Raw genomic sequence first — 25,145 nt, forward strand, 5'->3', positions numbered from 1 at the left:
GCGGTTTGGCGGCAGTACAGGGCAGTACAGGACCGGGCCCCAGCCTAATAGGTGGGGCCCGGTCCCGCCGTTCCGGGGCGGGTCAGCCCAGGAGCTGGTTCTGCAGGATCAGCGTCTGGTGGAACGGCACGCGGGGCGTTCCGGCGCCGCCCTTGCGGGACTGGACGACCACGGCGAGGGTGTCCCCCGCGATGACGTAGCCCGTCCGCACCTGCGCGGAGCCGTAGGGCTTCGGCTCGCTGAAGACGTACGAGGCCGTGGCGTCCACCTTGCCGCCGCCCTTCCAGCTCTCGTCGAGCTCCATCTCGTGCGCGCCGAGCATCTCGTCCCCGGCCGACGCGCCGATGTAACGGTCGTCCCGGAACGCGTCCGCGTCGTCCGCCGAGCTGAACTGGAGCAGGTAGATCCGGTTCGACGTGCCGTCGGGCATGGTCCAGCCGCGTGCCGCGATGTGCCGCAGGGTGCCCTCGCGCAGCGTCTCGCCGATGCCGGCCCGCCCGCCCTCGGTGAACTCCGAGGTGAACTGCCCGGTGCTGACCCAGCCGCCCTTGAGCTTCTTGTCCACCGTGGCCCCGGCCGGTGCGGGAAGCAGCAGCTCGCGCAGGTCGGCGTGGTGGACCTCGGACGGGTTGCCGTCGTTGTAGGGGCGCGGCTTGTCCGCCGGGAGCGCCGGCAGGGCAAGCCGGGGGTAGTCCCAGCGCCCGTCGTCCTCGGTGGCGAGACCGGGTACGTCGGTGCGCTCCATCGACGTGATGCCGTACGCCGTACCCGCCCCGGCCGCGCCGAACACCAGCACGGCGGCGGTCCACCGCGCCACGGCCCGCAGCACCCGGCGCGGGGGCCGGGGGCCCCGCGCCACCGGGGCCGGCGGCACCGGCGGCATGGGCGGGAGGTCCGGGAGCGGCGCGGGGGCCGGGGCCGCGGGCTCCGGCCCGGTCGCGGGCGCGGCCGTCTGCTCGGTCATACGTACTCCCCCGGGGACGTGATGTGCTTCAGCTGGTCCTTCACCAGTTCGGCGACGGCCGACTTGCGGAACGGTTCGATGCCCGACGCCGAGAAGGTGACCATCACCTCGCCCTCGTACGCCATGCAGAACATCCCCTCGATCCGCCGGTCTTCGTCCTTCGGGGCGAGGAAGCAGGAGGCGTTCTTCTTGTGGCCGGCGATCTTCGGGCCGTGACGCAGGACGCTGATGCTGTCGAAGAGGTCCGCCCGGAAGGTGTAGAGGTCCCGGACGGCCTTCTTGTCCTTCATCCGCACCAGCTGGGTGTCGATGACCAGGTCGTTGTCGCGCGAGGCGTAGGTGCGGACGGCCAGGCCCTGGATGCGGAGCTTGTCGATCCGCTTCTCGAAGTCCCGCCGCTGCCGGCCCGACAGGCCGCGCCCGCCGTCCTTCATCTCGGCGGTGGCGGCGGCGCCGCTGAGTTCGGCGTCGTTCCCGTACGTGCCGGAGTCCGGGCCGAGCCGGTAGCCGGCCGGGACGGGCAGCAGCAGCTTGCTCAGCTCCGTGGAGGCCCTGCCCCGGGCCACGTCCCCGGCGGGGTCCTTGGCCGGTTCACCGGAGGGCTTCTGCCACAGCCGGGTGGGGACCGTGCGGTCCGCACCGTCGACGGTCACCTTCGTGTACGCGGCGGCGCCGCCGACCGCGGCGAGCACCAGCACGGCGGGGAGGACCGCGAGGACCACGCGGCGCGCCCGGCCCTTCCGTGCGGGGGCCGGCTCCGGAGCGGCGGCGGGCTCAGGAGCGGGGGCCGGCTCCGGAGCGGCGATGGGCTCTGGAGCGGCGACGGGCTCCGCGTCCGTGGGCTCGGGGCGGGTCGTGTTCTCGTCGCTCACAGGCGCTCCAGCTGTCGCTCGGCCAGCGTCCGGATGTCCTTCTTGCTGATCGGGGCGCTGTCGTAGACGTGGATGTCGACCATGACGTCGCCCCGGCTGAAGATGGCCCTGGCCTGGTAGAAGGGCAGGTAACCGGCCTTGCGCTCGGCCGGGAAGAGGTAGTAGCGGCCCTCGGCGCTGCCCTTGATCGCGGTGCCCTCGTTGCCGGCGGCCCGCTTCCCGGGCATGTACGAGCGCTGGTCCTCCGCGTGCGCGGCGGCGGCGGCGCCCGAGCTGAACTGCACCAGGTACACGTCGGCCGCGCGGTACTCGCCCTTCTTCCAGGAGGCGCCCGCGACCCGGCGGAGGCCCTGGTCGAGGAGGTCGCCGTACATGTAGTCCTCGTTCTCGAAGTTCATGGCGTAGTTCTCCACCCCCAGCCACCCGTCCGGGGAGAGGGCGGTCAGGCCCTTGTCCTCCTGCCAGCCCTTCGGCCGGGGCACGATGAGCTTGCGCAGGTCGCCGTCGGTGCGGACCCGGCGGTCCTGCGAGGCCGGCAGCGGGTCGGGCGCCTTGTCGGCGGGCAGCGCCTTCGCCGGGTACGCGAGGCCCGGCTGCGAGAGCGCGGCGAGCGGCGTCGGGGCGCGGTCGGCCTGGACGGCGTAACCGGTCGCGATGCCGCCGGCGATGCCGAGGACGACCGCGGCGGCGATGATCAGGGTCGTACGCCCGCGCGGGCGCCGCTTCGGGGCGACGGCCGGCTCCGCCGCCGTCTCCGGATGCTCCCCCGCGTCGGCCAGCTCGGCCGCTTCGGCGGGCGGCTCGGGCTGCCCGTCGGAAATGCTGTCTTTCGGATGCAAAATGGGTCCCCCCACGAGACCTTGAAGCACGGATTCCGTTATCCGCGCACACAACTGACCCACAACGGCGGGGTGGGGTTGTGCGGCCGACGATTACAGTTCCGTATATGCCGAAGAAGCTCGTGATCAAGGTGACCGCAGGTGCCGACTCCGCCGAGCGCTGCTCGCAGGCGTTCACGGTGGCGGCGGTGGCCGTCGCCAGCGGGGTGGAGGTCTCGCTCTGGCTGACCGGGGAATCGGCGTGGTTCGCCCTGCCCGGTCGCGCCGCCGAGTTCGAACTGCCGCACGCCGCACCGCTGCCGGACCTGATCGAGTCGATCCAGGCGGGCGGCCGGATCACGCTGTGCACCCAGTGCGCGGCCCGGCGCGACATCACCGAGGAGGACGTCCTGGAGGGCGTGCGGATCGCCGGCGCCCAGGTCTTCGTCAGCGAGGTCATGGCCGACGGCGTCCAGGCGCTCGTCTACTGAGAAGCCCGGCCGGGCACCGGCCGGGCGTGCCCTCAGCCGCGCCGTTTCCTGCCGTCCAGCTCGTCCCACCAGGCGTCCGACTCCGGATCGCCGGTGGCGCCGCCGTCCTTGCCCGGCCGGGCCTCACCGGGCGGCGGCTGCCGCTGACCGCCGGGCTCGTCCCACCACCGGTCCTCCGGCCCCTTGCGGTTGCCGACCATCGCCGCGACGGGCGGGATCACCATCGCGACCACACACATCGCGATGGCGGCGGGCATCGACCAGAGCCTCACGAAGGCCCAGGCCGAGACGAAGAGGACGAGACAGACGCCCATCAGTACGAAGTAGGCGCGCCGGCGTCGGCGGTACATGAATCCAGCGTAGGCCCGATCGGCCCGCTCGGCCGGTCCGGAGGAGACCCGCCCCCGGCGCGGGCAGCACGAAGGGCCGTACCCGCGCCAGGCAAGCGTCCAAACCCCCTGGGGTACGGCCCTTCGGCCGGTCGTCGGCCGCGCCGACGGTCGTCGTCCTAGACGGCGATGGCCACCTCGGCCAGGCCGCCGGTCTGCGCGACGACCGTGCGGTCGGCGGTGCCGCCGGGGACGAGCGCGCGGACGGTCCAGGTCCCCTCGGCCGCGTAGAAGCGGAACTGGCCGGTCGCCGAGGTCGGGACCTCGGCGGTGAACTCGCCGGTCGAGTCCAGCAGGCGGACGTAGCCGGTGACGGGCTCGCCGTCGCGGGTCACGCTGCCCTGGATGGTGGTCTCACCGGGCTTGATGGTCGAAGCGTCGGGGCCGCCGGCCTTTGCTCCACACATGGTTCAGTCCTTCGGGTCGGGGTTCGTGCTGGTCCAGGTCGTACGGGTTACTTGTTGGCGCCGAGCTCGATCGGCACGCCGACGAGGGAGCCGTACTCGGTCCACGAACCGTCGTAGTTCTTGACGTTCTCCTGGCCGAGCAGCTGGTGCAGCACGAACCAGGTGAGCGCGGAGCGCTCGCCGATCCGGCAGTAGGCGATGGTGTCCTTCGACAGGTCGACCTGCTCGGCCTCGTAGAGGGCGCGCAGCTCGTCGTCCGACTTGAAGGTGCCGTCGTCGTTGGCGTTCTTCGACCACGGGATGTTGCGGGCGCTCGGCACGTGGCCGGGGCGCTGCGACTGCTCCTGCGGGAGGTGGGCCGGGGCGAGCAGCTTGCCGCTGAACTCGTCGGGCGACCGCACGTCGACCAGGTTCTGGGTGCCGATGGCCTTCACGACGTCGTCGCGGTAGGCGCGGATCGACTCGTCCTGCGGCTGGGCCCGGTACTGCGTGGCCGGGCGGGACGGGACCTGGTCGCCGTCCACGAGGTCGCGGGAGTCGAGCTCCCACTTCTTGCGGCCGCCGTCGAGCAGGCGGACGTCCTGGTGGCCGTAGAGCTTGAAGTACCAGAACGCGTAGGACGCGAACCAGTTGTTGTTGCCGCCGTAGAGGACGACCGTGGTGTCGTTGGCGATGCCCTTCGCGGACAGCAGCGCCTCGAAACCGGCCTGGTCGATGAAGTCGCGGCGGACCGGGTCCTGGAGGTCCTTCGTCCAGTCGATCCGGATCGCGTTCTTGATGTGGTTCTTCTCGTACGCGGAGGTGTCCTCGTCGACCTCGACGATGGCGACCTGCGGGTCGTCGATGTGGGCCTCGACCCAGTCGGCGTCTACCAGGACGTCACTGCGGCTCATTGTGTTTCTCCTCCGGGGCAGTCTGCGGCGAGATGGTGCACGGGTCGTGCGTGATGCGGATGTGCGGGGCGCGGGCCGGGCCCGTGTCCACGGGCGGCATGCCGGATGGCCCCGACGTGCGGTCGAAGGGCCTGGGAATGCGGGAAACCGGGCGTCCCGCTCAGACAGTGCGACAGAGCATGGCGGCGACGCGGCACAGGTCCACTGCCCGCCGCTTCGTGAGATCCGCCTGGCCACCCTGAGGGAGGCCGCCAATAGAGCACTGCATGGGACCGATCGTAGGGAGGTACCGGCGGACATGTCACCGCCGTGTCGCATTTTGAGACGCGATCGTCCGCAATGCGGAACAGCCACCCCTTCGGCACCGCCCGGGACCGTCCGGCGCGGCGCCGGATCGGTCGGTCATCTACGGACCGGACCCGCCCGTCTCACTATGTGGTCTGGATCACTCGACCCCGCCGGCCGCGGGCCCGGTCATCCCGCCAGGCGCACGTCGGTACCGGTCACCGATATCTCCAGGCCGTCGGCGGTCGGCTGGATCTTCTCCAGCTTCAGACCGTTCGGCAGCCCGCCGACCTCGCGCTCGAAGTCCGTCTTCCCGCGGATCAGCTTCTCCAGGCCGGGGATGCCCTCGCCCGGCACCTTGTCGGCGTGGACGCGGACGGTGCGGCCGTCGACCAGGGTGACGGTGGACAGGACGCTGCGGGAGACCGGGCGCCCCAGGAAGGGGACGGCGACCGTCCCCGTCACCTTCACCTTGTTCCGGCCGCCGTACTCGACCCGGACGCCGTCGCTGGCGGCCTTGGTCAGGTCCTCGTACGAGATGACGGCCGTCCCGGTGGCACGGGCGGCGGTGGCCCCGGAGAAGCCGTCGGTCAGCCGCACGTCGCGCAGTTCGGCGTTCATGGTGGAGATCCGCAGCGTGCGCCCCCCGGCACGGGTCTCGATGCCGGTGATCTTCACGTCGACCTCGTCCAGCTCCGAACCGGCGACCTGGGTGAGGAACGGGAAGCCCTTGATGGAGATGTCGGTGGAGCCGATCTCCGCGCCCGGGACCTTCACCCGGTCCTCGGCCTGCGACTCGGCGATGTTCACCGCCACCCGGTCCACGGCCACGGACAACGCCGCCAGGACCACCAGGACGATGGCCCAAATTCGCAGTGCACGCATGCCTGTCCTTCCCCCGCCCTGCCGTCCGTACGGACCCCCGGGGCCCGTGAACCTCCTGCCGGCCGCACGGCGCGTCCCCGCGTGATCGACGTGCGAAAGCCCCCCAACGGTTCCCCGTGGAGGGCTTCGCCATGCGGATGGAGCGCTACGGACCGCGCGGTACGGGACTACGCCAGCACGCGGCCCAGCACATAGACGGCCGGCGCGGCCGCGGTCAGCGGCAGGGCCACACCCGCCGTCATGTGGACGAAGCGTGACGGGTAGTCATAGCTCGCGACCCGCAGCCCGACCAGCGCGCAGACCCCGGCGGCGAGGCCCAGCAGGGCCCCCTTCGCCCCCAGGTCCGCCACCGCGCCCGCCACCGCTCCCGCCCCCGCCGCGACGGCCAGCGCCGCCACGACGGACACCGGCGCGGGCAGCGGCAGCGCCCGTACGAGCACGGCGGCGGCGACCGCGACCGCGCCCGCCGTCACGGCGTCCGGGACGGCCGCGAGGTGGCCGGCCGCCAGCACCGCGAGCGCGGCCGACGCGACGGTGGCCATGAGGCCCTGCATCCGCTCGTCCGCACCGGCCCTGCTGCGCAGCTGGAGGACCACGGTGAGCAGCACCCAGACGCCCAGCGTGCCGATGATCGCGGCCGGTCCGTTCTCCCGGCCCGCCGCGAGGAGCGCCACATCGGCGACCAGTCCGCCGGCGAACGCCAGCGCGATGCCCTGCCGGGCCGGCCACATGCCGTTGAGCCGGAACCAGCCCGCCGCCGTCACCGCCTGGAGCAGCACCAGCGGGACGAGCAGGGCGTACGAGCCGACGGCCGCGCCGAGCGCCAGCAGCAGCCCGAGCACCGCGGTGATCGCGGCCGGCTGGATTCCCGGCGCGATGATCGGGGAACGCCCTTCGGCCCGGGCGCGCTGCGCGTCGGTGATCCGGGCGTTGCCCAGGGTGGTGGGCGCGCTGTACCCGTCGGCGGCGGGCGCGGAGGAAGCGGCGGGTGCCGGGGCGGGCGCGGGCGGCGCGGGCTCGGCGTGGACCTCGGGCGGCAGCGGGTAGGAGCCGGTGCCGACGGGGGCGGCGTGCTGCCCCTGCGGCGCGGGCCCGTCCGCGGAGTGCACGGCCGGCTGGTACTGGGTGTCCCAGGTCTGCCCCTGCCAGGTCTGGGTGGCGCCCTGGTCCGGCTGCCCGGCCGAGGGGTCCGGGTAGTACCCCTGCTGGGGGTACGCCGGCTGCTGCGGGTAGCCGTACGCCTGCTGCTGGTCCTGCCCGTACGCGTACTGCTGCTGCGGGTCCTGGCCGTACCCGTACGGCGACTGCTGCTCCGGGCCCTGACCCGGGTGGTACGGGTGCTGCTGATCGTTGCTCATGTGCTGGGGTTCACCCTCCTGCGAACGGCGGGAGCACCTCGACCGTGCCGCCCTCGGCAAGGCGTACGGTCTCATGGCTCCGGGTCCCGACGGGGTCGCCGTCGATGAGGAACGAGCACCTTCGCAGTACGCGGCTCAGCTCGCCGGGGTGCCGTTCGCGCACCGCGTCGAGCGCCTCCTTGAGGGTCGCGGCGGCGTACGGCTCCTCCGCGGTCCCGGCCGCGGCCTTGGCGGCTGCCCAGTAGCGGATCGTTCCCGCAGGCATGGCGGCGCTCCTTTCGTTCCGTTCCTCCGGTGCCGGTTCGGGGGACACCGCACCCCCATCATGGTTCACCGTTGCACCACCCAGCGGGCGATGCGGGTGAGCAAGGTCTCGTCGGCCGCGTTCTCCGCGTGCCCCATGCCGCGCTCCAGCCACAGCTCGGCCGCGTCGCCCGCGGCGGCGGCGAGCATGCGGGGGTGGTCGACCGGGAAGTACGGGTCCCGGTCGCCGTGGACGATCAGCAGGGGCGCCGGGGCGATCAGGGCGGCGGCCGCGACCGGGGAGAGCGGGACCGGGTCCCACGCCTCGCGGTGGATGCGCGTGCGGAAGCCGTAGCGCCCGACGAGCCGTCCGGCGGGCCGGGTCACCATCCAGTGCAGGCGGCGCATCGGAGCCGTGCCCCGGTAGTACCAGCGCGCGGGGGCGCTCACGGACACCACCGCATCCGCGTGCGCTCCCGTACGCGCCCTCGCGCGCCCCTCGCGCTCCGCAACGCCTCCGGCCGCGCCGCCGTCCCCGCCCTCCGCCGCCGGGGAGGCGTACAGCGCGCCGTGCCGCAGCACCACCGAGCCGCCCATCGAGAAGCCGACCGTCACCACGCGCCGGTGGCCGAGCGAGCGCGCCCAGGCCACCGCAGCCGCCAGGTCCAGCACCTCGCGGTCGCCGACCGTGGAGAACCCGCCGGACCTGCCGTGACCCCGGAAGGAGAAGGTCACCACCGCCACGTACCGGGAGAACGCGCGCACCGCCCGCCGCACCGCCGGCCGGTCCACCGAACCGGTGAATCCGTGCGCGACGACGATCGCGGTCTCCCCGTCGTCGTCCCCCGTACACGGGTCGTACACCGCCTCGATCCAGGTCCCGTCATCCGCCCGCAACGCGGCCCGCAGCGGTACGCGCGTGACCGGACGAACAGCGGAATCCGGAATTCTCCCCTCGGACACAGAACTCATGTGGGTTATTCTCCTGTGAAGAGGATCCGGGCAGAGCAGCCCCCGGGTCCTTTTGTGCTTTCCGGACGTTGTTACGACGACGTTTCGACAAGCTCAGCGGAACCGTACGAAGCAGAGCCGCATACTCCCCCGGGCCCCGTCCGGGAGTGCCCCTCTCGCAGGGAACGAGGAGGACCGAACGTCATGGGCGAGCCGACCGAGCACCATCAACGACCGATGAACCGGGCAGGTGGACCGCGATGAGTTCGCTGCTGCTCCTGACGAATGCCCTCCAGCCGTCGACGGAGGTGCTTCCCGCCCTCGGCCTCCTGCTGCACAGCGTGCGCGTCGCGCCCGCCGAGGGCCCCGCGCTCGTGGACACCCCGGGGGCCGACGTCATCCTCGTGGACGGGCGCCGCGACCTCCCCCAGGTCCGCTCGCTCTGCCAGCTGCTGCGGTCCACTGGGCCCGGCTGTCCGCTGATCCTCGTCGTCACGGAGGGCGGCCTCGCGGCCGTCACCGCGGACTGGGGCATCGACGACGTGCTGCTGGACACCGCGGGCCCCGCCGAGGTCGAGGCCCGGCTGCGGCTGGCGACCGGCCGGCAGCAGATCACCGCCGACGACTCCCCGATGGAGATCCGCAACGGTGACCTCTCCGTGGACGAGGCGACGTACAGCGCGAAACTCAAGGGCCGGGTCCTCGACCTCACCTTCAAGGAATTCGAACTGCTGAAATACCTGGCGCAGCACCCGGGCCGGGTCTTCACCCGCGCCCAGCTGCTCCAGGAGGTCTGGGGCTACGACTACTTCGGCGGTACGCGCACGGTGGACGTGCACGTACGGCGGCTGCGCGCCAAGCTCGGCCCCGAGCACGAGTCGCTGATCGGAACCGTGCGGAACGTGGGCTACCGCTTCGTCGCCCCCGAGAAGGTCGAGCGGGCGGCCGAGGAGGCCAAGGCGGCCAAGCGCGGCGTCGCCCGTTCGGAGCAGTCACGCGTTGCCGAGGTCACGGAAGAAGCCCCGGTCCGGCCTGCCAAGAGATAGTTCCATCCGCGTAGACTGCCGCGCGTGGCCAAGGTGACGCGGGACGATGTGGCGAGACTGGCGGGGACGTCGACCGCGGTGGTCAGTTACGTCATCAACAACGGACCCCGGCCGGTCGCCCCGGCCACGCGCGAGCGGGTGCTCGCCGCGATCAAGGAGCTGGGCTACCGGCCCGACCGGGTCGCCCAGGCGATGGCCTCGCGGCGGACCGATCTCATAGGGATGATCGTGCCGGACGCCCGGCAGCCGTTCTTCGCGGAGATGGCGCACGCGGTCGAACAGGCCGCCGCCGAGCGCGGAAAGATGGTCCTCGTCGGCAACTCCGACTACCGCGACGAGCGCGAGGTCCACTATCTGCGGGCCTTCCTCGGCATGCGGGTCTCCGGCCTCATCCTGGTCAGCCAGGGCCCCAGCGAGCGCGCCGCGGCGGAGATAGAGGCGTGGGACGCCCGGGTCGTGCTGCTGCACGAGCGGCCCGAGGCCATCGACGACGTCGCGGTCGTCACCGACGACATCGGCGGCGCCCAGCTCGCCACCCGCCACCTCCTGGAACACGGCAACGCGTACGTGGCCTGCCTCGGCGGTACGGAGGAGACCCCGGCGGTCGGCGACCCGGTCGCCGACCACGTCGAGGGGTGGCGGCGTGCGATGCACGAGTCGGGCCGCTCGACGGAGGGCCGGCTCTTCCAGGCCCCGTACAACCGCTACGACGCCTATCAGGTGGCCCTGGAACTGCTCTCCGGACCGGACAGGCCGCCGGCCATCTTCTGCGCGACGGACGACCAGGCGATCGGCGTGCTGCGGGCCGCCCGCGAGCTGCGCATCGACGTGCCGGGCGAGCTGGCCGTCGCCGGGTTCGACGACGTCAAGGAGGCCGGGCTGACCGATCCGCCGCTCACCACGGTCTCCTCGGACCGCCCGGCGATGGCGCGGGCGGCGGTCGACCTGGTCCTCGACGACTCGCTGCGGGTGTCGGGTTCGCGGCGGGAACGGCTGAAGCAGTTCCCCTCGGCGCTGGTGGTCCGCCGCTCCTGCGGCTGCGGAGAGCCGCCGGCGTCCGCCTGAGGCCCCGGGCTTTATATCGGGCATACGCGGTTCTGCCGGGCTTCTCAGGGCGTACTCACACTCCTCTCATCTTGGCCGGACACTCTCAAAGGCATGACAGAGAGCCAGCGCCCGAGCGGCGAGTACCCGATGTACCCCTCGTACGGCAACGGCGAAGCGGCCTACCCGCCGCCGCCGTCATACCAGCCGGTCCAGCCGGCCTTCCCGGCCCCGACGGGCCCGGCCTCCCCCGGCCCCGCTCCCGAGCCGCCCGCCGCCCGGCGCCGGGTCCGCAAGCCGGTCGCGCTCGTCGCCGCGGTGGCCATCGCGGCGGCCGTCGTCGGCGGCGGCACGGCCACGGTGATCGGCAGGCTCGCCGACGCCCCCGCCGCCACGGCCGCGGGGAGCGGCGTCGTACCGGGCACCACCGTCTCGCAGAGCGACAAGGGCACGGTGGCCGGTGTGGCGAAGGCCCTCTCGCCCACCATCGTGGAGATCGGCGCGACCTCGACGGCCGGCCAGTCCACCGGTTCCGGCGTGGTCATCACCTCGGACGGCGAGATCGTCACCAACAACCACGTCATCGCGGACGCCTCGCAGATCAAGGTCACGCTCAGCACCGGCAAGACGTACACCGCCGACGTCGTCGGCACCGACCCCGACAAGGACCTCGCGCTGATCAAGCTGGAAGGCGCGAGCGGCCTGAAGACGGCCACGCTCGGCGACTCCTCCCAGGTCGCCGTCGGCGACCAGGTCGTCGCGATCGGCTCGCCCGAGGGCCTGACCGGCACGGTCACCAGCGGCATCGTCTCCGCCCTCGACCGGGACGTGACGGTCGCCAAGGAGGGCGACAACGGCCAGGGCCAGGAACAGCAGGGCGGCGGGCGCCAGTGGCCCTTCGAGTTCGGCGGACAGCAGTTCAACGGTGACACCGGCGAGTCCACCACCACGTACAAGGCCATCCAGACCGACGCCTCGCTCAACCCGGGCAACTCCGGCGGTGCGCTGATCAACATGAACGGCGAGATCATCGGCATCAACTCCGCGATGTACTCGGCGAGCTCGGCGAGCGGCCAGGGCAGCTCCGGTGCGGGCAGCGTCGGCCTCGGCTTCGCCATCCCGGTGAACACCCTGAAGGCCGACCTCGACACCCTGCGGGCCGGGAACGGCTCCTGACCGTACGGGGCTGAGAAACTGGGACCGCCCGCGCTCCGGCCCGTACGACCGAGAAGAGGACGAGACAGCGATGAGCCCCGCCGAAGACGATCCGCAGCGCATCCTGATCGTCGACGACGAGCCCGCCGTGCGCGAGGCCCTGCAACGCAGCCTCGCCTTCGAGGGATACGGCACCGAGGTCGCCGTCGACGGCCTCGACGCCCTCGCCAAGGCGGAGTCGTACGCCCCCGACCTCATCGTCCTGGACATCCAGATGCCCCGCATGGACGGCCTGACCGCCGCCCGCCGCATCCGCGCCACGGGCACCACCACGCCCATCCTGATGCTCACGGCCCGGGACACCGTCGGCGACCGCGTCACCGGACTCGACGCGGGCGCCGACGACTACCTGGTCAAACCGTTCGAGCTGGACGAGCTGTTCGCCCGCATCCGCGCGCTGCTGCGCCGCAGCTCGTACGCGGCGGCCTCGGGCGGCCCCGTCCCCGACGACAACGTGCTGTCCTTCGCCGATCTGCGCATGGACCTGTCGACCCGGGAGGTCGTGCGCGGCACCCGGCACGTGGAGCTGACCCGTACCGAGTTCACCCTCCTGGAGATGTTCCTCGCGCACCCGCGCCAGGTGCTCACCCGGGAGCAGATCCTGAAGGCGGTGTGGGGCTTCGACTTCGAGCCGAGCTCCAACTCCCTGGACGTGTACGTGATGTACCTCCGCCGCAAGACGGAGGCCGACGGCGAACCGCGCCTCGTCCACACCGTGCGCGGTGTGGGATACGCGCTCCGCTCGGGCGGGGGCGACGGATGACGGGCCCGCTGCGGCGCGTCCGCGCGCTGCCGCTGCGCTCCCGGCTGGCCCTGCTGGTCGCGACGGCGGTCGCGGTGGCGGTCGCGGCGGTGGCGGTGGCGTGCTGGTTCGTGACGCGTGAGCAGCTGGAGGACCAGCTGGACGCGACGTTGCGGAATTCGACGGTCGACAAGGGATACCTGGCCGACCTGTACGACTACTGCACCAGTACCGGCAAGGCGCCCCCCGCGCCCTACACGGCCATGACCGTCCAGCTGATCGACGCCCAGCGGACCGTCTGCATCGCCCCGGGCGCGTCCGCGCTGCCGGTGACCGAGACGGACCTCGCGGTCGTCAACCGGCAGCGGCAGGACGCGCTGCACTCGGAGACCGACACCGACGGGGTGAGGATGCGTGTCTTCACCTACCAGGTGACGGTGACACCTCCCGGGCCGGGCAAGCCGCGCATCGAGATCGCCGTGTCCGTCGCCCGCCCCCTCAGCGAGATCGGCAGCCCCCTGTCCACCCTCGCCTGGGTCCTCGCCCTCGTCGGCGGCATCGGCGTCATCGGCGCGGGCGCCGCCGGCCTCTGGGTCGCCCGGTCCGGCCTGCGCCCCGTGGACGAGCTCACCGACGCCGTCGAGCACGTGGCCAGGACCGAGGACCTGACCGTCCGCATCCCCGTCGAGGGCGAGGACGAGATCGCGCGCCTGTCCCGGTCGTTCAACTCGATGACCGCGTCCCTGGCGACCTCCCGTGACCGGCAGGCGCAGCTCATCGCGGACGCGGGCCACGAGCTGCGCACCCCGCTCACCTCGCTGCGGACCAACGTGGAGCTGCTGGCCCGCAGCGACGAGACCGGCCGGGCGATCCCGCCGGACGACCGCCGGGCCCTGATGTCCTCGGTGAAGGCGCAGATGACGGAGCTGGCCGCGCTCATCGGCGACCTCCAGGAGCTGGCCCGCCCGGACGCCGCCCAGCCGGGCCCGCTCCAGGTGGTGGCCCTGCACGACATCACGCGCGCCGCCCTCCGGCGCGCCCGGCTGCGCGGTCCGGAGCTGACGATCACGGAGGACCTCGCCCCCTGGTACGTACGCGCCGAACCGGCGGCCCTCGAACGGGCGATCGTCAACGTCCTGGACAACGCGGTGAAGTTCAGCCCGTCGCACGGCACGATCGACGTGGTGCTCCACCGGGGCCGGCTCACGGTCCGCGACCACGGCCCCGGCATCCCCGCCGACGAACTCCCGCACGTCTTCGAACGCTTCTGGCGCTCCCCGTCCGCCCGCCAGCTCCCCGGCTCGGGCCTCGGCCTGTCGATCGTGGCCCGTACGGTCCAGCAGTCGGGCGGCGACATCGCCCTCACCCACGCCGCGGGCGGCGGCACAGAGGCGGTGATCAACCTCCCGGGGGCGCCGCAGCCGCCGCCGGACACGCCCTGAGGCGTCTCCCGTTCAGCAGCTGCTGTACGAGGCCCGGCGCTGCTCCGAGCCGATCCAGACGACCCACCGCCCGTTCGAGTCACGGTCGGCAAGCGGACGGTAGGTGGACTGCGGGGAGTCGTAGCGGATGATGCGCCGGCCGTAGATGTTCGTACCGGCGTCCTTCAGGTACTTGCCCGCCTTGGTGAACGTGTTCTTCCCCGGCACCCCGTCGGCCGTCAGGCCGTGCGCCTTCTGCCACTTCTTCGTGGCCGCGAGGGTGTCGGGGCCGAAGGAGCAGTCCACCGTGCTGTCGTTGGAGCCCAGGTAGCCGTCGTTCCAGAGAATCCTCTGCCACACCGCGACCGCGCCGCTGCGGTCCCCGTAGTGCAGAGGCCCTTCGTCGTTCAGGTCGTCCAGCACCGACCCGGTCCCCGAGACGTACCCCGAGGAGGCGGATGCGTGGGCCGGAGCGCTGAGCGTCAGGGCGCCGGCGAGCGAGAGGGCGATGGCCGTGACACCTGTGTACAGCTTGCGTTTCATCACTGCGTCCGTTCCTCGGTTCGGCGAATGGGGAGGAAGCCGCTGTCACCGCCGGACGACGGCGGCTTCGGCCCCGAGATTAGGAGCGGACGGGAGCGCCGGATGTGCCGTGCGTGCGCGAATGTGTTCCGGCCGCGCACGGCGGCAGGTCACCGGGTGCGCGAGAGGACCCGCCACCGGGAAGGTGACGGGCCCTCTGTGCGGTGCGCGGGTTACCGGACGACCGTGATCCGGTCCGCCGCCGGCGGGGCCAGCGGGGACGAGGCCGTGGAGTGCGCGGCCAGGTAGGAGTTGAAGAGGTCCAGGTCGGAGGGGCCGACCAGCTTGTCGGTGCCCTGGCCGAGCGCCGCGAAGCCGTCGCCGCCGCCCGCGAGGAACTCGTTCATCGCGACGCGGTACGTCTTGGCCGGGTCGATCGCCTCGCCGTTCAGCCGGATCGTGTCCGTCACGACGCGGGCCGCGCCGGACTTGGTCATGTCCAGCGTGTAGGTGAGGCCCTTCGAGACCTGGAGGATCTTCGGGCTGGCCTCGTTCGAGCCGCTGACCTGCTGCTGGAGGGCGGTCACGAGCTGGGCGCCGGTCAGGTCCACAACGTTCATCATGTTGGTGAACGGCTGCACGGTGAACGCCTCGCCGTAGGTGACGACGCCGTCGCCCTCACCGCCGGACGCCTTGTACACCAGGTCCGCGCGGATGCCGCCCGGGTTCATGAAGGCGACGACCGCCCCGCCCTTGTCCGCCGGGGCCAGGCCCTCCAGCTGCGCGTCGGCGATCAGGTCGCCGAGCGGCTTCTCCAGGGCCGTGGAGCCCCGCCCGTTGATGTCGGCGGAGATGTAGCCCTGCGGCCGGTTCGAGATCGGGGCCGCGAGGGTGTTCCAGCGGGCGATCAGGTCGGTCATGTCCTTGGCGGGCGCCTGGTCACGGCTGACGAGGTGGTTCGCGGAGACCGGGTTGGACGGCTGCGACCCGTGGTGCTTCGAGCCGTGCTTGCCGCTGCCCCGCACCGCCGTGCGCACGATGTCGCCGGTGCGGCGGTCGTACGTCAGCGTGGTGTCCGTGTACAGCCGGCCGAACGAGGCCGCCGACGTGACCAGGCGCGGGTTGCCCGCGGGGTCCGGGATGGTGCAGACGTACGCCTGGTGGGTGTGGCCCGTGACCAGGGCGTCCACCTTCGGCGTGATGCCCTTGGCGATGTCCGTGATCGGCCCGGAGATGCCGTCACCGGCGCCCGGGCTGTCGCAGTCGTAGTCGTACGAGGAGGAGGCGGGCAGGCCGCCCTCGTGGATGAGCGCGACGATCGACTTCACGCCCTGGCGGTCCAGCTCCTTGGCGTACTTGTTGATCGTCTCGACCTCGTCGTGGAACTCGAGCCCCTTGACGCCGTTGGCCGTCACGATGTTCGGCGTGCCCTCCAGGGTCACCCCGATGAAGCCGATCTTGACGCCGTTCTTCTTCCATACGGTGTACGGCTTGAGGATCGGCTTCCCGGTCTTCTCGTCCGTCACATTGGCCGCGAGGTACGGGAAGTCGGCACCCGGGAACTTCTTGCCCTCCTCGTAGCACCCCTCGACCGGGTGGCAGCCGCCGTTCTGGAGGCGGGCCAGCTCGGTGGCACCCTCGTCGAACTCGTGGTTGCCGACGGTCGTCACGTCGAGGTCGATCTTGTTCAGCGCCTCGATGGTCGGCTCGTCGTGGAACAGCCCCGACAGCAGCGGGCTAGCCCCGACCATGTCGCCACCGGCCGCGGTGATCGAGTACGGGTGGCCCTTGCGCGCGGTACGCAGCGAGGAGGCGAGGTACTCCACCCCGCCGGCCGGGATCGCCTTCGTCGTCCCGTCGGCCTGCGTCTCGGTGACCGTACCGGCCGAGCCGGCCGGCGGTTCCAGGTTGCCGTGCAGGTCGTTGAAGGACAGCAGCTGCACGTCGACGGTCCGGGCCGGCGTGTGGTGCCCGTGGCCGTGGTGGTCGCCGTGGCCGCGCCCATGGGCGCCGGCCGGCATGGCCGCGACGAGCGCGCCCATGGTGGCGAGACCGGCCGCGGCGGCGAGCACCCGCCGTGACGCCCGGTTCTTCTGCGGTGTCGCTGACATCGGTCCCCTTGTGAATTTCAGCGGGTGAAGTACGAGCCGCAGCCTAGAGTCAACGCGCGTAGCGCGACAGATGTACGGGGTTACGAACTGGTTGCCAACCGGTGCGGGCCACAGACGCTTACGCTCGGACCCATGACGACAGACGCACCCCTCCCCGCCCCCGGACGCGAGATCCAGACGCTCGACACCCTCTCCCCCGAGCAGGCCGCGGCCGTGCTCGACCTGCTCGCCGAGGCCGCGCGGTCCGACGGCCGGCAGGCCGTCTCGGAGCAGGGCCGTCTGCAACTGCGGGGCGGGCAGCGGGAGGGCGTACGGCACTTCCTGCTGTCGGCGGGGGGCGTGCTCGCCGGGTACGCGCAGCTGGAGGACACCGACCCCGTGGAGGCGCCCGCCGCCGAGCTGGTCGTGCACCCCTCGCACCGGGGCCACGGCCACGGCCGCGCGCTCGGGGCCGCCCTGCTCGCCGCCACCGGGAAGCGGCTGCGGGTCTGGGCGCACGGCGGAAAGGCCGCGGCGCGCCATCTCGCCCAGGTCCTCGGCCTCTCCCTGTTCCGGGAACTGCGCCAGCTGCGCCGCCCGTTGAACCCGCTGAACCTCGCCGAGCCGGCCCTCCCGCCGGGCGTCACCGTGCGCACCTTCGTCCCCGGCGAGGACGACGCCGCCTGGCTCGCGGTGAACCGCGCGGCCTTCGCCCACCACCCCGAGCAGGGCTCCCTGACCCAGCGCGACCTGGACGACCGCAAGGCCGAGCCCTGGTTCGACCCGAAGGGCTTCTTCCTGGCCGAGCGCGAGGACGGCGCGGGCGCCACGGAGCTGATCGGCTTCCACTGGACGAAGGTGCACGCCGAGGAGCAGCTCGGCGAGGTGTACGTGGTCGGCATCCGCCCCGACGCGCAGGGCGGCGGCCTCGGCAAGGCGCTCACCGCGATCGGCCTGCGCCACCTGGCGGCGGAAGGGCTGCCGACCGCGATGCTCTACGTCGACGCGGACAACCCGGCCGCCCTCGCGGTCTACGAGCGCATGGGCTTCGTGACGCACGAGGTCGACCTGATGTACCGCACGGAGTCCTGAGCACCTTCAACTCCCCCGGGGGCGGCGTCGCTTGACGCCGCTCCCTTCTTACGACACCCTTTCACTACTCAATTAGTGAAAGGGTGAAGATGGCAGAGTCCGCGGCAGTCGAGTTCCGCATCGACCGGCGCAGCGGTGTCGCCACGTACCTCCAGATCGTCCAGCAGACCAAACAGGCCCTGCGCCTGGGCCTGCTGGAGCCCGGCGACCGGCTGCCCACCGCACGCGAGGTGGTCGAGGCCACCGCGATCAATCCGAACACCGTGCTCAAGGCGTACCGCGAGCTGGAACGCGAAGGACTGGTCGAGGGCCGCCGCGGCCTCGGCACCTTCGTCACCCGGTCGCTCGGTGGCGCGGCGGCCGACGACGACTCCCCGCTGCGCACCGAACTCGCCGCCTGGGCGGGCCGGGCGCGGGCGGCCGGACTCGAACGCGACGACGTGAGCGCGCTCTTCACCGCCGTACTGGACAGCACATTCGAGGGGGACCAGGACCGATGACAGGCACCGCGCTCGAGGCCGAGGGGCTCGGCATGAGATACCGGGGCCGCGGAGGCGGCTGGGCGCTGCGGGACTGCACGTTCCGGCTACCCGCCGGCGCCGTCTGCGCGCTCGTCGGGCCCAACGGCGCCGGCAAGTCCACCCTGCTCGCCCTGGCGGCGGGTTTCCTGCGCCCGGCCGAGGGAACGCTGCGGGTCCTGGGCTCGGCGCCCGGCGAGACGCGTGCCCGGATGGCGTACGTGGCCCAGGACAAGCCGCTCTACCCGCAGTTGACGGTCTCCGAAACGCTGTGGGCGGGTGCGGAGCTGAACCCGGACGGCTGGGACCGGGACACGGCGGCACGCATCGCCGATCCGCTGCCGGCGGACGCGAAGGTCCGCGACCTCTCCGGCGGCCAGCGCAGCCGTCTGGCCCTCGCCCTGGCCCTCGGCAAGCGCACCGGACTCCTGCTCCTGGACGAACCGATGGCCGACCTCGACCCCCTCGCCCGCCACCAGTTGATGGGCGCCCTGATGGCCGAGGCCGCCGAGCACGGGACGACCATCGTGATGTCCTCGCACATCCTCAGCGAGCTGGAGGGCGCCTGCGACCACCTCCTCCTGATCGACGGCGGCCACGTCCGCCTCGGCGGCGAGACGGACGAGCTTCTCGCCGCCCACGCCGTCCTCACGGGCCCGGCCCGCGACCTCGCCCCGCACACGGTGATCGAATCCCGCACGACGGGCCGCGCCCTGACCGCCCTGGTCCGCCCGGACGGCCCGGTCGACCCGGCCTGGGACCGCTCCGACCCCACCCTGGAGGAGCTGTTGCTCGCCCACCTGCGCTCCCCGGAAGCCCCCGCGCTGCTCACCCCGAGCGCGACGGTCCGCGAGGCGGTGGCGGCATGAGCGCGGTTGCCCTGCGGGGCCCGGCGCGACTCGTCGTCCGGCAGCACCGCCTCGTCCTGTGGGTGAGCGGTGCCCTCGCCCTCGTCGGGGTCGCCCTGGTGGCCGGGGCCTGGTGGTTCACCTCCTCCGCCGCCGACGACTTCGCCGGCACCGGCTGCTCGGTCCAGCACACCGTCACCGGCTGCGGCATCCAGGTCCGCCACTTCCTCAGCATCGAGCTGCACTACGCCCGGCTCGTCGACTACGCTGCGCTGATCATGGCGGCCCTCCCCGCGCTCATCGGCCTCTTCGTCGCCGGGCCGCTGATCGGCCGGGAACTGGAGGACGGCACCTACCGGCTCTCCTGGAGCCAGTCGGTGAGCCCCGCCCGCTGGCTGGCCGCCAGGCTGGCCGTGCCCGGTGTCCTCACCGTGGCCGGGGTCGCCGTACTGTCCGCCGTCTACGCGTGGGGCTGGTCCCGTACGCACGAGACGCACTATCCGTCGGCGTCGTCCGAACCACTGGTCCACGGGGCGATGGGCCCCGTACCCGTCGCCTCCGCCCTGCTCGGCCTCGCCCTCGGCGCGCTGATCGCCCTGCTGCTCCGGCGCACCCTGCCATCGATGGCCCTCACGGTGGCCGTCTCCCTCGCGTTGATCGTGGTCAGGGAAGCCGTCCGCCCCGGCGGACACTTCTGGCCACTCCAGCTCACCGAAACCACCACCCTCCTCGTCCTCGCCGCCGCCACCGCCCTCGCCTTCCGGGTGCTGCGGCGCCACCACGCCTGAGGCGATCCCAAACCCGTCCGGGGCCCCGGCCCCGGACGGGCCCCCACACACGGCCACCCACCGCTTCCCGCACGTCATGTCGTCGTAACCACGCATTCAGACGGCCTTGCGACCCTCGCAGGATGCAGCCAGCTGTGCCGTCCCCCCGCAACGGGCGAAATACCGGCAGAACGCGCCCCGACCGCGCCGTCCACGCGATCTCGTCCGCCTCCGACGCGCTTGTGGAGCGCTCCGGGCGGAACAATGGATTCATGAGCCAGCAGCCCAGCTCCGAGGTCCCGGTCCAGCCCGCCGCCCAGCCGTCCGTCGGCGCCCTCGCCGCGCACCGGCCGCACGCCGTCGCCCCCTCCGGAAGAGGCGCGGCCCTGTCCACCGCCGCCGACTTCGATCCGGACATCGACGCCGACGCCGACGCCTACGAGCCCGAGGTGGACGGGGACGAGCTGCCCCAGGGCCGCTTCCTGGACCGGGAACGCAGCTGGCTCGCGTTCAACGAACGCGTTCTCGAACTGGCCGAGGACCCGACCACACCCCTCCTGGAGCGCGCCAACTTCCTGGCGATCTTCGCGTCGAACCTGGACGAGTTCTTCATGGTCCGGGTCGCCGGCCTCAAGCGCCGCATCGCGACCGGGGTCGCCACCCGGTCCGCGTCCGGCCTCCAGCCCCGCGAGGTGCTGGACCTGATCTGGACCCGCTCGCGCGAGCTCATGGCCCGGCACGCCGCCTGCTACCAGCAGGACGTCGCCCCCGCCCTGTCCGACGAGGGCATCCAGCTGATCCGCTGGCCGGAGCTGACCGACAAGGAGCAGGCCCGCCTGTTCACCTTCTTCCGGCAGCGCGTCTTCCCCGTCCTCACCCCCCTCGCCGTCGACCCGGCCCACCCCTTCCCGTACATCTCCGGCCTCTCGCTGAACCTCGCCGTCGTCGTACGCAACCCGGTCAGCGGCCACCGCCACTTCGCCCGGGTCAAGGTGCCGCCGCTGCTGACCCGCTTCCTGGAGGCGTCGCCGGAGCGCTACGTCCCCATAGAGGACGTCATCGCAGCCCACCTGGAGGAGCTGTTCCCGGGGATGGAGGTGATGGCGCACCACATGTTCCGGGTCACCAGGAACGAGGACCTGGAGGTCGAGGAGGACGACACCGAGAACCTGCTCAAGGCGCTGGAGAAGGAGCTCATGCGCCGCCGCTTCGGCCCGCCGGTCCGCCTGGAGGTCGAGGAGTCCATCGACCCGTACGTGCTGGACCTGCTGGTCCGCGAGCTGAAGGTGTCCGACGCCGAGGTCTACCCGCTGCCCGGCCCCCTCGACCTCACCGGCCTCTTCGGCATAGCGTCGCTGGACCGCCCCGAGCTGAAGTACCCCAAGTTCATCGCGGGCACCCACCGCGACCTCGCCGAGGTGGAGTCCGCGTCCGCGCCGGACATCTTCGCCGCCGTACGCGAGCGCGACGTGCTGCTGCACCACCCGTACGACTCCTTCTCCACCTCCGTCCAGGCGTTCCTGGAGCAGGCGGCCGGCGACCCGGACGTCCTCGCGATCAAGCAGACGCTCTACCGGACCTCGGGCGACTCACCGATAGTGGACGCCCTCATCGACGCCGCGGAATCGGGCAAACAGGTCCTCGTCCTGGTCGAGATCAAGGCCCGCTTCGACGAGCAGGCCAACATCAAGTGGGCGCGCAAGCTGGAAGAGGCGGGCTGCCACGTCGTCTACGGGCTCGTCGGCCTGAAGACCCACTGCAAGCTCTCCCTCGTCGTCCGCCAGGAGGGCGACACCCTGCGCCGCTACTCACACGTCGGCACCGGCAACTACCACCCCAAGACGGCCCGGCTCTATGAGGACCTGGGGCTGCTCACCGCCGACCCGCAGGTCGGCGCCGACCTCTCCGACCTCTTCAACCGGCTCTCCGGCTACTCCCGCCGCGAGACCTACCGCCGGCTGCTCGTCGCCCCCAAGTCGCTGCGCGACGGCCTGGTCGCCCGCATCACCAAGGAAGTCACGCACCACCGCGCCGGCCGCCCCGCCTACGTACGCATCAAGGTCAACTCGATGGTGGACGAGGCGATCATCGACGCCTGCTACCGGGCCGCACAGGCCGGCGTCCCCGTCGACATCTGGGTCCGCGGCATCTGCGCGATCCGCCCCGGCGTCACCGGCCTCTCCGAGAACATCCGGGTCCGCTCGGTCCTCGGCCGCTTCCTCGAACACTCCCGGGTCTTCGCCTTCGGCAACGGCGGCGAACCCGAAGTCTGGTTCGGCAGCGCCGACATGATGCACCGCAACCTCGACCGCCGCATCGAGGCCCTGGTCCGGGTCACCGACCCCGCCCACCGCGCCGCGCTCAGCCGCCTCCTGGAGACCGGCATGGCCGACACCACCTCCTCCTGGCACCTGGGTCCGGACGGCAACTGGACCCGGCACTCCGTGGACGCGGACGGCAAACCCCTGCGGCACGTACAGGAAATGCTCATTGACGCCCGGAGGCGCCGGCGTGCGACGCCCTGACCAGCACACCCAGGCCACGGCCCCGGCCCACGCCCCCGGCATCACCGGCGTGAGCGCGGGGTCGGTCCTCGGCCCCTATCTGCGCACCCAGGCCGCGGACTTCCTGCGCAGCCTGCGCCTGCACCGCGAGAACACCGCCCCCACGGACGCCGGATCGCGCGCCGCCGAACAGGCCGCCACCGCCCTGCGCCGCTCCTCGCGCCGGATCGGCGCCGCCCTGCGCACCTTCCGCACCGCGCTCGACCCGCTCTGGGCGGAGCAGTTGCGCACCGAACTGTCCTGGCTCTCCGGCACCCTCGCCCGCGAACACGCCTACGCGGACCGGCTGACCCGGCTCCTCGACGCCCTGCACGGCCTCTCCGGCGACCCCGCCCTCCCGGCCGCCCGCACACCCGGCGAACCCGCGGGCCAGGGCCGCCCCGTCCTCGGCGTCGGCGCCGCCCGGGCCGGCGCGCTCCTCGAACGCCAGCTCACCCTCGCCCGGACCCGCGCCCACTCCACCGCCCTCCAGGCCCTCGGCTCCTCCCGCTTCCACGCGGTGGCCGACGCGGTCGCCCTGCTCGCCTCCGAGGTCCCGCTCTCCGCCACCGCGGCCGGGCCGGCCGGGGACGTGCTCGCCGGACCCGCGGCCCGGGCGGAGCAGCGGCTGCTCGGGGCGGTCGCCGCGCTGCCCTCCGACGAGTCGGCGGAGCCGTACAACGAGGCGCACGACGCGCCCTGGCACCAGACCCGCCTGCTGCTCCGGCTGCACCGCTACGCCCACGAGGTCGTGCACGGCGCCCCCGACCCGGTCCTGGCCGCCCCGGGCCACGCCCTCGACCTGCACCGGGACGCGGCGGAGGCGGCCGGCGCGGCGGCCACGGCCGCCCGCACGCCCAGGATCGCCCCGGCGACCGCGTACGCCCTGGGCGTGCTCCACGCCGACCAGCGCCACGAGGTGGAGGCGGCGCGCGCGGTCTTCCGCGAGAGCTGGCCCTGCGCGGCGACGGGGGCGGCGCGGTCGTGACCGGCACGGTGCGGGCGGCGGGCTGCGTCCTGTGGCGCCGGCCGCCCGCGCCCGCCGCGGGCGTGGAGCTGTGCCTCGTCCACCGGCCGCGTTACGACGACTGGTCGTTCCCCAAGGGCAAGCTGAAGCGCGGCGAGTCCCCGCGGGCGGCGGCGGTCCGCGAGGTCCTGGAGGAGACGGGCCACCACTGCGTGCCGGGGCCCGTGCTGCCCATGGTCCGGTACGTCGCGAACGGCCGCCCGAAGGAGGTCACGTACTGGTCCGCCGAGGCCGTGACGGGCTCCTTCACCCCGAACGACGAGGTGGACGCGGTGGTGTGGCTCCCGCCGGCAGCCGCCCGCGAGCGCCTCACCCAGCCGCGCGACCGCGAGCTGCTGGCCGCGGCGCTGAAGACGCTGCCGGAGGCATAGGGCCCGGAACCGGGCCGCCCGCCACGGTTCACTCTCCGTTCACCCACCCCCGTCAACCGCGTCACCTGTTCTGCCTAATTTCAGACCTACCGGGTGCAGCGATCAGCCACTGCACCGCCCGCGTCGCACGCCGCCCGCAACATCAGCCGCGGCGGCTTCTGGAAGGAACACCCGAAAGTGAAGCTTCAGCGCAAGAACCGGCTTCGTGCCACCGCGCTCGGTGCCCTCGCCGTCTCCGGCGCCCTGGTCCTCACGGCGTGCGGTTCGGACGACAACAGCGGTGACACCTCCGCCACCGGCGGCGCCAAGACGAAGGCCGCGTCCAACGTCAAGTGCGACGGCGCCAAGGGCCAGCTGCGCGCCTCCGGCTCCAGCGCGCAGAAGAACGCCATGGACCTCTGGGTCAAGGAGTACATGGCCGCCTGCTCCGGCGTGGAGATCAACTACAACTCCTCCTCGTCCGGCGAGGGCATCGTCGCCTTCAACCAGGGCACCGTCGGCTTCGCCGGCTCCGACTCGGCACTGAAGCCCGAGGAGGTCGCCGACTCCAAGAAGATCTGCAAGTCCGGCCAGGGCATCAACCTCCCGATGGTCGGCGGCCCGATCGCGATCGGCTTCCACCTCGAAGGCGTCGACAGCCTGACCCTGGACGCCCCCACCCTCGCCAAGATCTTCGACACGAAGATCAAGAAGTGGAACGACCCGGCGATCGCCAAGCTCAACCCCGACGCCAAGCTCCCGGACAAGGCGATCCAGCCCTTCCACCGCTCCGAGGACTCCGGCACCACCCAGAACCTCGGCAAGTACCTCGGCGCCGCCGCCCCGCAGGACTGGAAGTACGAGGCCGAGAAGAAGTGGCCCGCCCCCGGCGGCCAGGCCGCTTCCGGCTCCTCCGGCGTCGCCACCCAGGTCAAGCAGGTCGACGGCTCCATCGGCTACTTCGAGCTGTCCTACGCCACCTCGCAGCAGCTCTCCACGGTCGACATCGACACCGGCGGCTCCGCCCCGGTCAAGGCGTCCTCCGAGAACGCCTCCAAGGCCATCGCCGCCGCCAAGATCAAGGGCACCGGCAAGGACCTGGCGCTCGACCTCGACTACACCACCAAGGCCGACGGCGCCTACCCGCTCGTCCTCGTCACCTACGAGGTCGTCTGCGACACCGGCAACAAGGCCGACACCCTCGGCACCGTCAAGTCCTTCCTGACCTACACCGCCTCGGCGGACGGCCAGAAGCTCCTCACCGAGGCGGGCTACGCCCCGATCCCCGAGGAGATCAACGCCAAGGTCCGCGAGACCGTCGCCGGCCTCTCGTAACCAGCCGTACGACACCCAGCACATCCGGT

General features: G+C 72.4%; 27 protein-coding genes. 14 read left to right on the plus strand and 13 right to left on the minus strand.

Annotated features, from left to right (window positions below; translation table 11 throughout):
- Nucleotides 1–82 precede the first annotated feature (82 nt).
- Genes ACFUJY_RS30710 through ACFUJY_RS30720 form a run of 3 tightly spaced genes read right to left on the minus strand, consistent with a single transcriptional unit; the run spans nucleotide 83 to nucleotide 2,675 of the window.
- Nucleotides 83–964 (minus strand): hypothetical protein, encoded by an 882-nt coding sequence (locus ACFUJY_RS30710; RefSeq protein WP_383305663.1) that lies wholly within the window; start codon nucleotides 962–964, stop codon nucleotides 83–85.
- Entirely contained in the window at nucleotides 961–1,836 is an 876-nt protein-coding gene (locus ACFUJY_RS30715) for a hypothetical protein (RefSeq protein WP_383305664.1), read from the minus strand. Before ACFUJY_RS30715 ends, ACFUJY_RS30710 begins: the two co-directional genes overlap by 4 nt.
- The gene (locus ACFUJY_RS30720) at nucleotides 1,833–2,675 is read right to left on the minus strand and encodes a hypothetical protein (RefSeq protein WP_383305665.1); all 843 of its coding nucleotides are present in this window, start codon (nucleotides 2,673–2,675) and stop codon (nucleotides 1,833–1,835) included. Before ACFUJY_RS30720 ends, ACFUJY_RS30715 begins: the two co-directional genes overlap by 4 nt.
- A gap of 107 nt (nucleotides 2,676–2,782) precedes the next feature.
- On the opposite strand from ACFUJY_RS30720, the gene ACFUJY_RS30725 reads away from it, so the two are divergent.
- Nucleotides 2,783–3,145: a DsrE family protein gene (locus tag ACFUJY_RS30725; RefSeq protein WP_361029930.1), complete on the plus strand. Its 363-nt coding sequence runs from the start codon at nucleotides 2,783–2,785 to the stop codon at nucleotides 3,143–3,145.
- 32 nt (nucleotides 3,146–3,177) lie between these two features.
- Here the strand turns inward: ACFUJY_RS30725 and ACFUJY_RS30730 are convergent, their stop codons facing one another.
- The 8 genes from ACFUJY_RS30730 to ACFUJY_RS30765 all read right to left on the minus strand — a co-directional run bounded on the left by ACFUJY_RS30730 (nucleotide 3,178) and on the right by ACFUJY_RS30765 (nucleotide 8,577).
- A complete protein-coding gene (locus tag ACFUJY_RS30730) occupies nucleotides 3,178–3,495 on the minus strand; it encodes a DUF3099 domain-containing protein (RefSeq protein WP_383305666.1) in 318 nt (105 codons plus the stop codon).
- Nucleotides 3,496–3,653: 158 nt separating this feature from the next.
- Nucleotides 3,654–3,941 carry a DUF1416 domain-containing protein gene (locus ACFUJY_RS30735; RefSeq protein WP_018101653.1) on the minus strand — a complete coding sequence of 96 codons (288 nt, stop codon included), beginning with the start codon at nucleotides 3,939–3,941 and terminating at the stop codon, nucleotides 3,654–3,656.
- A gap of 47 nt (nucleotides 3,942–3,988) precedes the next feature.
- Complete coding sequence (locus ACFUJY_RS30740) at nucleotides 3,989–4,834, minus strand: sulfurtransferase (protein ID WP_383305667.1); 846 nt, start codon at nucleotides 4,832–4,834, stop codon at nucleotides 3,989–3,991.
- A 160-nt stretch (nucleotides 4,835–4,994) separates the two neighbouring features.
- Complete coding sequence (locus ACFUJY_RS30745) at nucleotides 4,995–5,102, minus strand: putative leader peptide (protein WP_365679305.1); 108 nt, start codon at nucleotides 5,100–5,102, stop codon at nucleotides 4,995–4,997.
- Nucleotides 5,103–5,308: 206 nt separating this feature from the next.
- A complete protein-coding gene (locus tag ACFUJY_RS30750; RefSeq protein ID WP_383305668.1) occupies nucleotides 5,309–6,004 on the minus strand; it encodes a DUF2993 domain-containing protein in 696 nt (231 codons plus the stop codon).
- Nucleotides 6,005–6,171: 167 nt separating this feature from the next.
- Entirely contained in the window at nucleotides 6,172–7,362 is a 1,191-nt protein-coding gene (locus tag ACFUJY_RS30755) for a hypothetical protein (RefSeq protein WP_383305669.1), read from the minus strand.
- A 10-nt stretch (nucleotides 7,363–7,372) separates the two neighbouring features.
- Nucleotides 7,373–7,627 (minus strand): MoaD/ThiS family protein, encoded by a 255-nt coding sequence (locus ACFUJY_RS30760; protein ID WP_143621062.1) that lies wholly within the window; start codon nucleotides 7,625–7,627, stop codon nucleotides 7,373–7,375.
- 65 nt (nucleotides 7,628–7,692) lie between these two features.
- Complete coding sequence (locus ACFUJY_RS30765) at nucleotides 7,693–8,577, minus strand: alpha/beta fold hydrolase (protein WP_383305670.1); 885 nt, start codon at nucleotides 8,575–8,577, stop codon at nucleotides 7,693–7,695.
- A gap of 239 nt (nucleotides 8,578–8,816) precedes the next feature.
- On the opposite strand from ACFUJY_RS30765, the gene ACFUJY_RS30770 reads away from it, so the two are divergent.
- The 5 genes from ACFUJY_RS30770 (at nucleotide 8,817) to ACFUJY_RS30790 (ending at nucleotide 14,045) form a co-directional block, all read left to right on the plus strand.
- Nucleotides 8,817–9,602: a response regulator transcription factor gene (locus ACFUJY_RS30770; RefSeq protein WP_383305671.1), complete on the plus strand. Its 786-nt coding sequence runs from the start codon at nucleotides 8,817–8,819 to the stop codon at nucleotides 9,600–9,602.
- A 24-nt stretch (nucleotides 9,603–9,626) separates the two neighbouring features.
- The gene (locus tag ACFUJY_RS30775; protein ID WP_383305672.1) at nucleotides 9,627–10,667 is read left to right on the plus strand and encodes a LacI family DNA-binding transcriptional regulator; all 1,041 of its coding nucleotides are present in this window, start codon (nucleotides 9,627–9,629) and stop codon (nucleotides 10,665–10,667) included.
- 93 nt (nucleotides 10,668–10,760) lie between these two features.
- Nucleotides 10,761–11,822, plus strand: coding sequence for a S1C family serine protease (locus ACFUJY_RS30780; protein WP_383305673.1), 1,062 nt, complete (start codon nucleotides 10,761–10,763; stop codon nucleotides 11,820–11,822).
- A gap of 70 nt (nucleotides 11,823–11,892) precedes the next feature.
- A complete protein-coding gene (locus ACFUJY_RS30785; RefSeq protein ID WP_383305674.1) occupies nucleotides 11,893–12,624 on the plus strand; it encodes a response regulator transcription factor in 732 nt (243 codons plus the stop codon).
- Nucleotides 12,621–14,045 carry a sensor histidine kinase gene (locus ACFUJY_RS30790; RefSeq protein WP_383305675.1) on the plus strand — a complete coding sequence of 475 codons (1,425 nt, stop codon included), beginning with the start codon at nucleotides 12,621–12,623 and terminating at the stop codon, nucleotides 14,043–14,045. The genes ACFUJY_RS30785 and ACFUJY_RS30790 overlap by 4 nt, the downstream gene beginning before the upstream one ends.
- Nucleotides 14,046–14,057: 12 nt before the next feature.
- On the opposite strand, the gene ACFUJY_RS30795 is transcribed toward ACFUJY_RS30790, so the two are convergent.
- Nucleotides 14,058–14,567 carry a peptidoglycan-binding protein gene (locus tag ACFUJY_RS30795; protein WP_383305676.1) on the minus strand — a complete coding sequence of 170 codons (510 nt, stop codon included), beginning with the start codon at nucleotides 14,565–14,567 and terminating at the stop codon, nucleotides 14,058–14,060.
- A gap of 212 nt (nucleotides 14,568–14,779) precedes the next feature.
- Entirely contained in the window at nucleotides 14,780–16,657 is a 1,878-nt protein-coding gene (locus ACFUJY_RS30800) for a bifunctional metallophosphatase/5'-nucleotidase (protein WP_383305677.1), read from the minus strand.
- A gap of 132 nt (nucleotides 16,658–16,789) precedes the next feature.
- On the opposite strand from ACFUJY_RS30800, the gene mshD reads away from it, so the two are divergent.
- From mshD to pstS, 8 genes are all read left to right on the plus strand, one after another.
- Nucleotides 16,790–17,728: a mycothiol synthase gene (gene mshD / locus ACFUJY_RS30805; RefSeq protein WP_383305678.1), complete on the plus strand. Its 939-nt coding sequence runs from the start codon at nucleotides 16,790–16,792 to the stop codon at nucleotides 17,726–17,728.
- An 89-nt stretch (nucleotides 17,729–17,817) separates the two neighbouring features.
- Nucleotides 17,818–18,228, plus strand: coding sequence for a GntR family transcriptional regulator (locus ACFUJY_RS30810; protein ID WP_383305679.1), 411 nt, complete (start codon nucleotides 17,818–17,820; stop codon nucleotides 18,226–18,228).
- Nucleotides 18,225–19,115 carry an ABC transporter ATP-binding protein gene (locus tag ACFUJY_RS30815; protein ID WP_383305680.1) on the plus strand — a complete coding sequence of 297 codons (891 nt, stop codon included), beginning with the start codon at nucleotides 18,225–18,227 and terminating at the stop codon, nucleotides 19,113–19,115. Before ACFUJY_RS30810 ends, ACFUJY_RS30815 begins: the two co-directional genes overlap by 4 nt.
- Nucleotides 19,112–19,882 (plus strand): hypothetical protein, encoded by a 771-nt coding sequence (locus ACFUJY_RS30820; protein ID WP_383305681.1) that lies wholly within the window; start codon nucleotides 19,112–19,114, stop codon nucleotides 19,880–19,882. Before ACFUJY_RS30815 ends, ACFUJY_RS30820 begins: the two co-directional genes overlap by 4 nt.
- A gap of 251 nt (nucleotides 19,883–20,133) precedes the next feature.
- Nucleotides 20,134–22,386, plus strand: a complete 2,253-nt coding sequence (locus ACFUJY_RS30825) for an RNA degradosome polyphosphate kinase (protein ID WP_383305682.1) — start codon at nucleotides 20,134–20,136, stop codon at nucleotides 22,384–22,386.
- Nucleotides 22,373–23,392 (plus strand): CHAD domain-containing protein, encoded by a 1,020-nt coding sequence (locus tag ACFUJY_RS30830; protein WP_383305683.1) that lies wholly within the window; start codon nucleotides 22,373–22,375, stop codon nucleotides 23,390–23,392. The genes ACFUJY_RS30825 and ACFUJY_RS30830 overlap by 14 nt, the downstream gene beginning before the upstream one ends.
- Complete coding sequence (locus ACFUJY_RS30835) at nucleotides 23,389–23,802, plus strand: NUDIX hydrolase (RefSeq protein ID WP_383305684.1); 414 nt, start codon at nucleotides 23,389–23,391, stop codon at nucleotides 23,800–23,802. The genes ACFUJY_RS30830 and ACFUJY_RS30835 overlap by 4 nt, the downstream gene beginning before the upstream one ends.
- A gap of 177 nt (nucleotides 23,803–23,979) precedes the next feature.
- On the plus strand, nucleotides 23,980–25,116 hold the full coding sequence (gene pstS / locus ACFUJY_RS30840; protein WP_383305685.1) for a phosphate ABC transporter substrate-binding protein PstS: 1,137 nt from the start codon (nucleotides 23,980–23,982) through the stop codon (nucleotides 25,114–25,116).
- Nucleotides 25,117–25,145: the final 29 nt, after the last annotated feature.

The organism is Streptomyces sp. NPDC057249 (assembly GCF_042669245.1).
GTDB lineage: Bacteria > Actinomycetota > Actinomycetes > Streptomycetales > Streptomycetaceae > Streptomyces.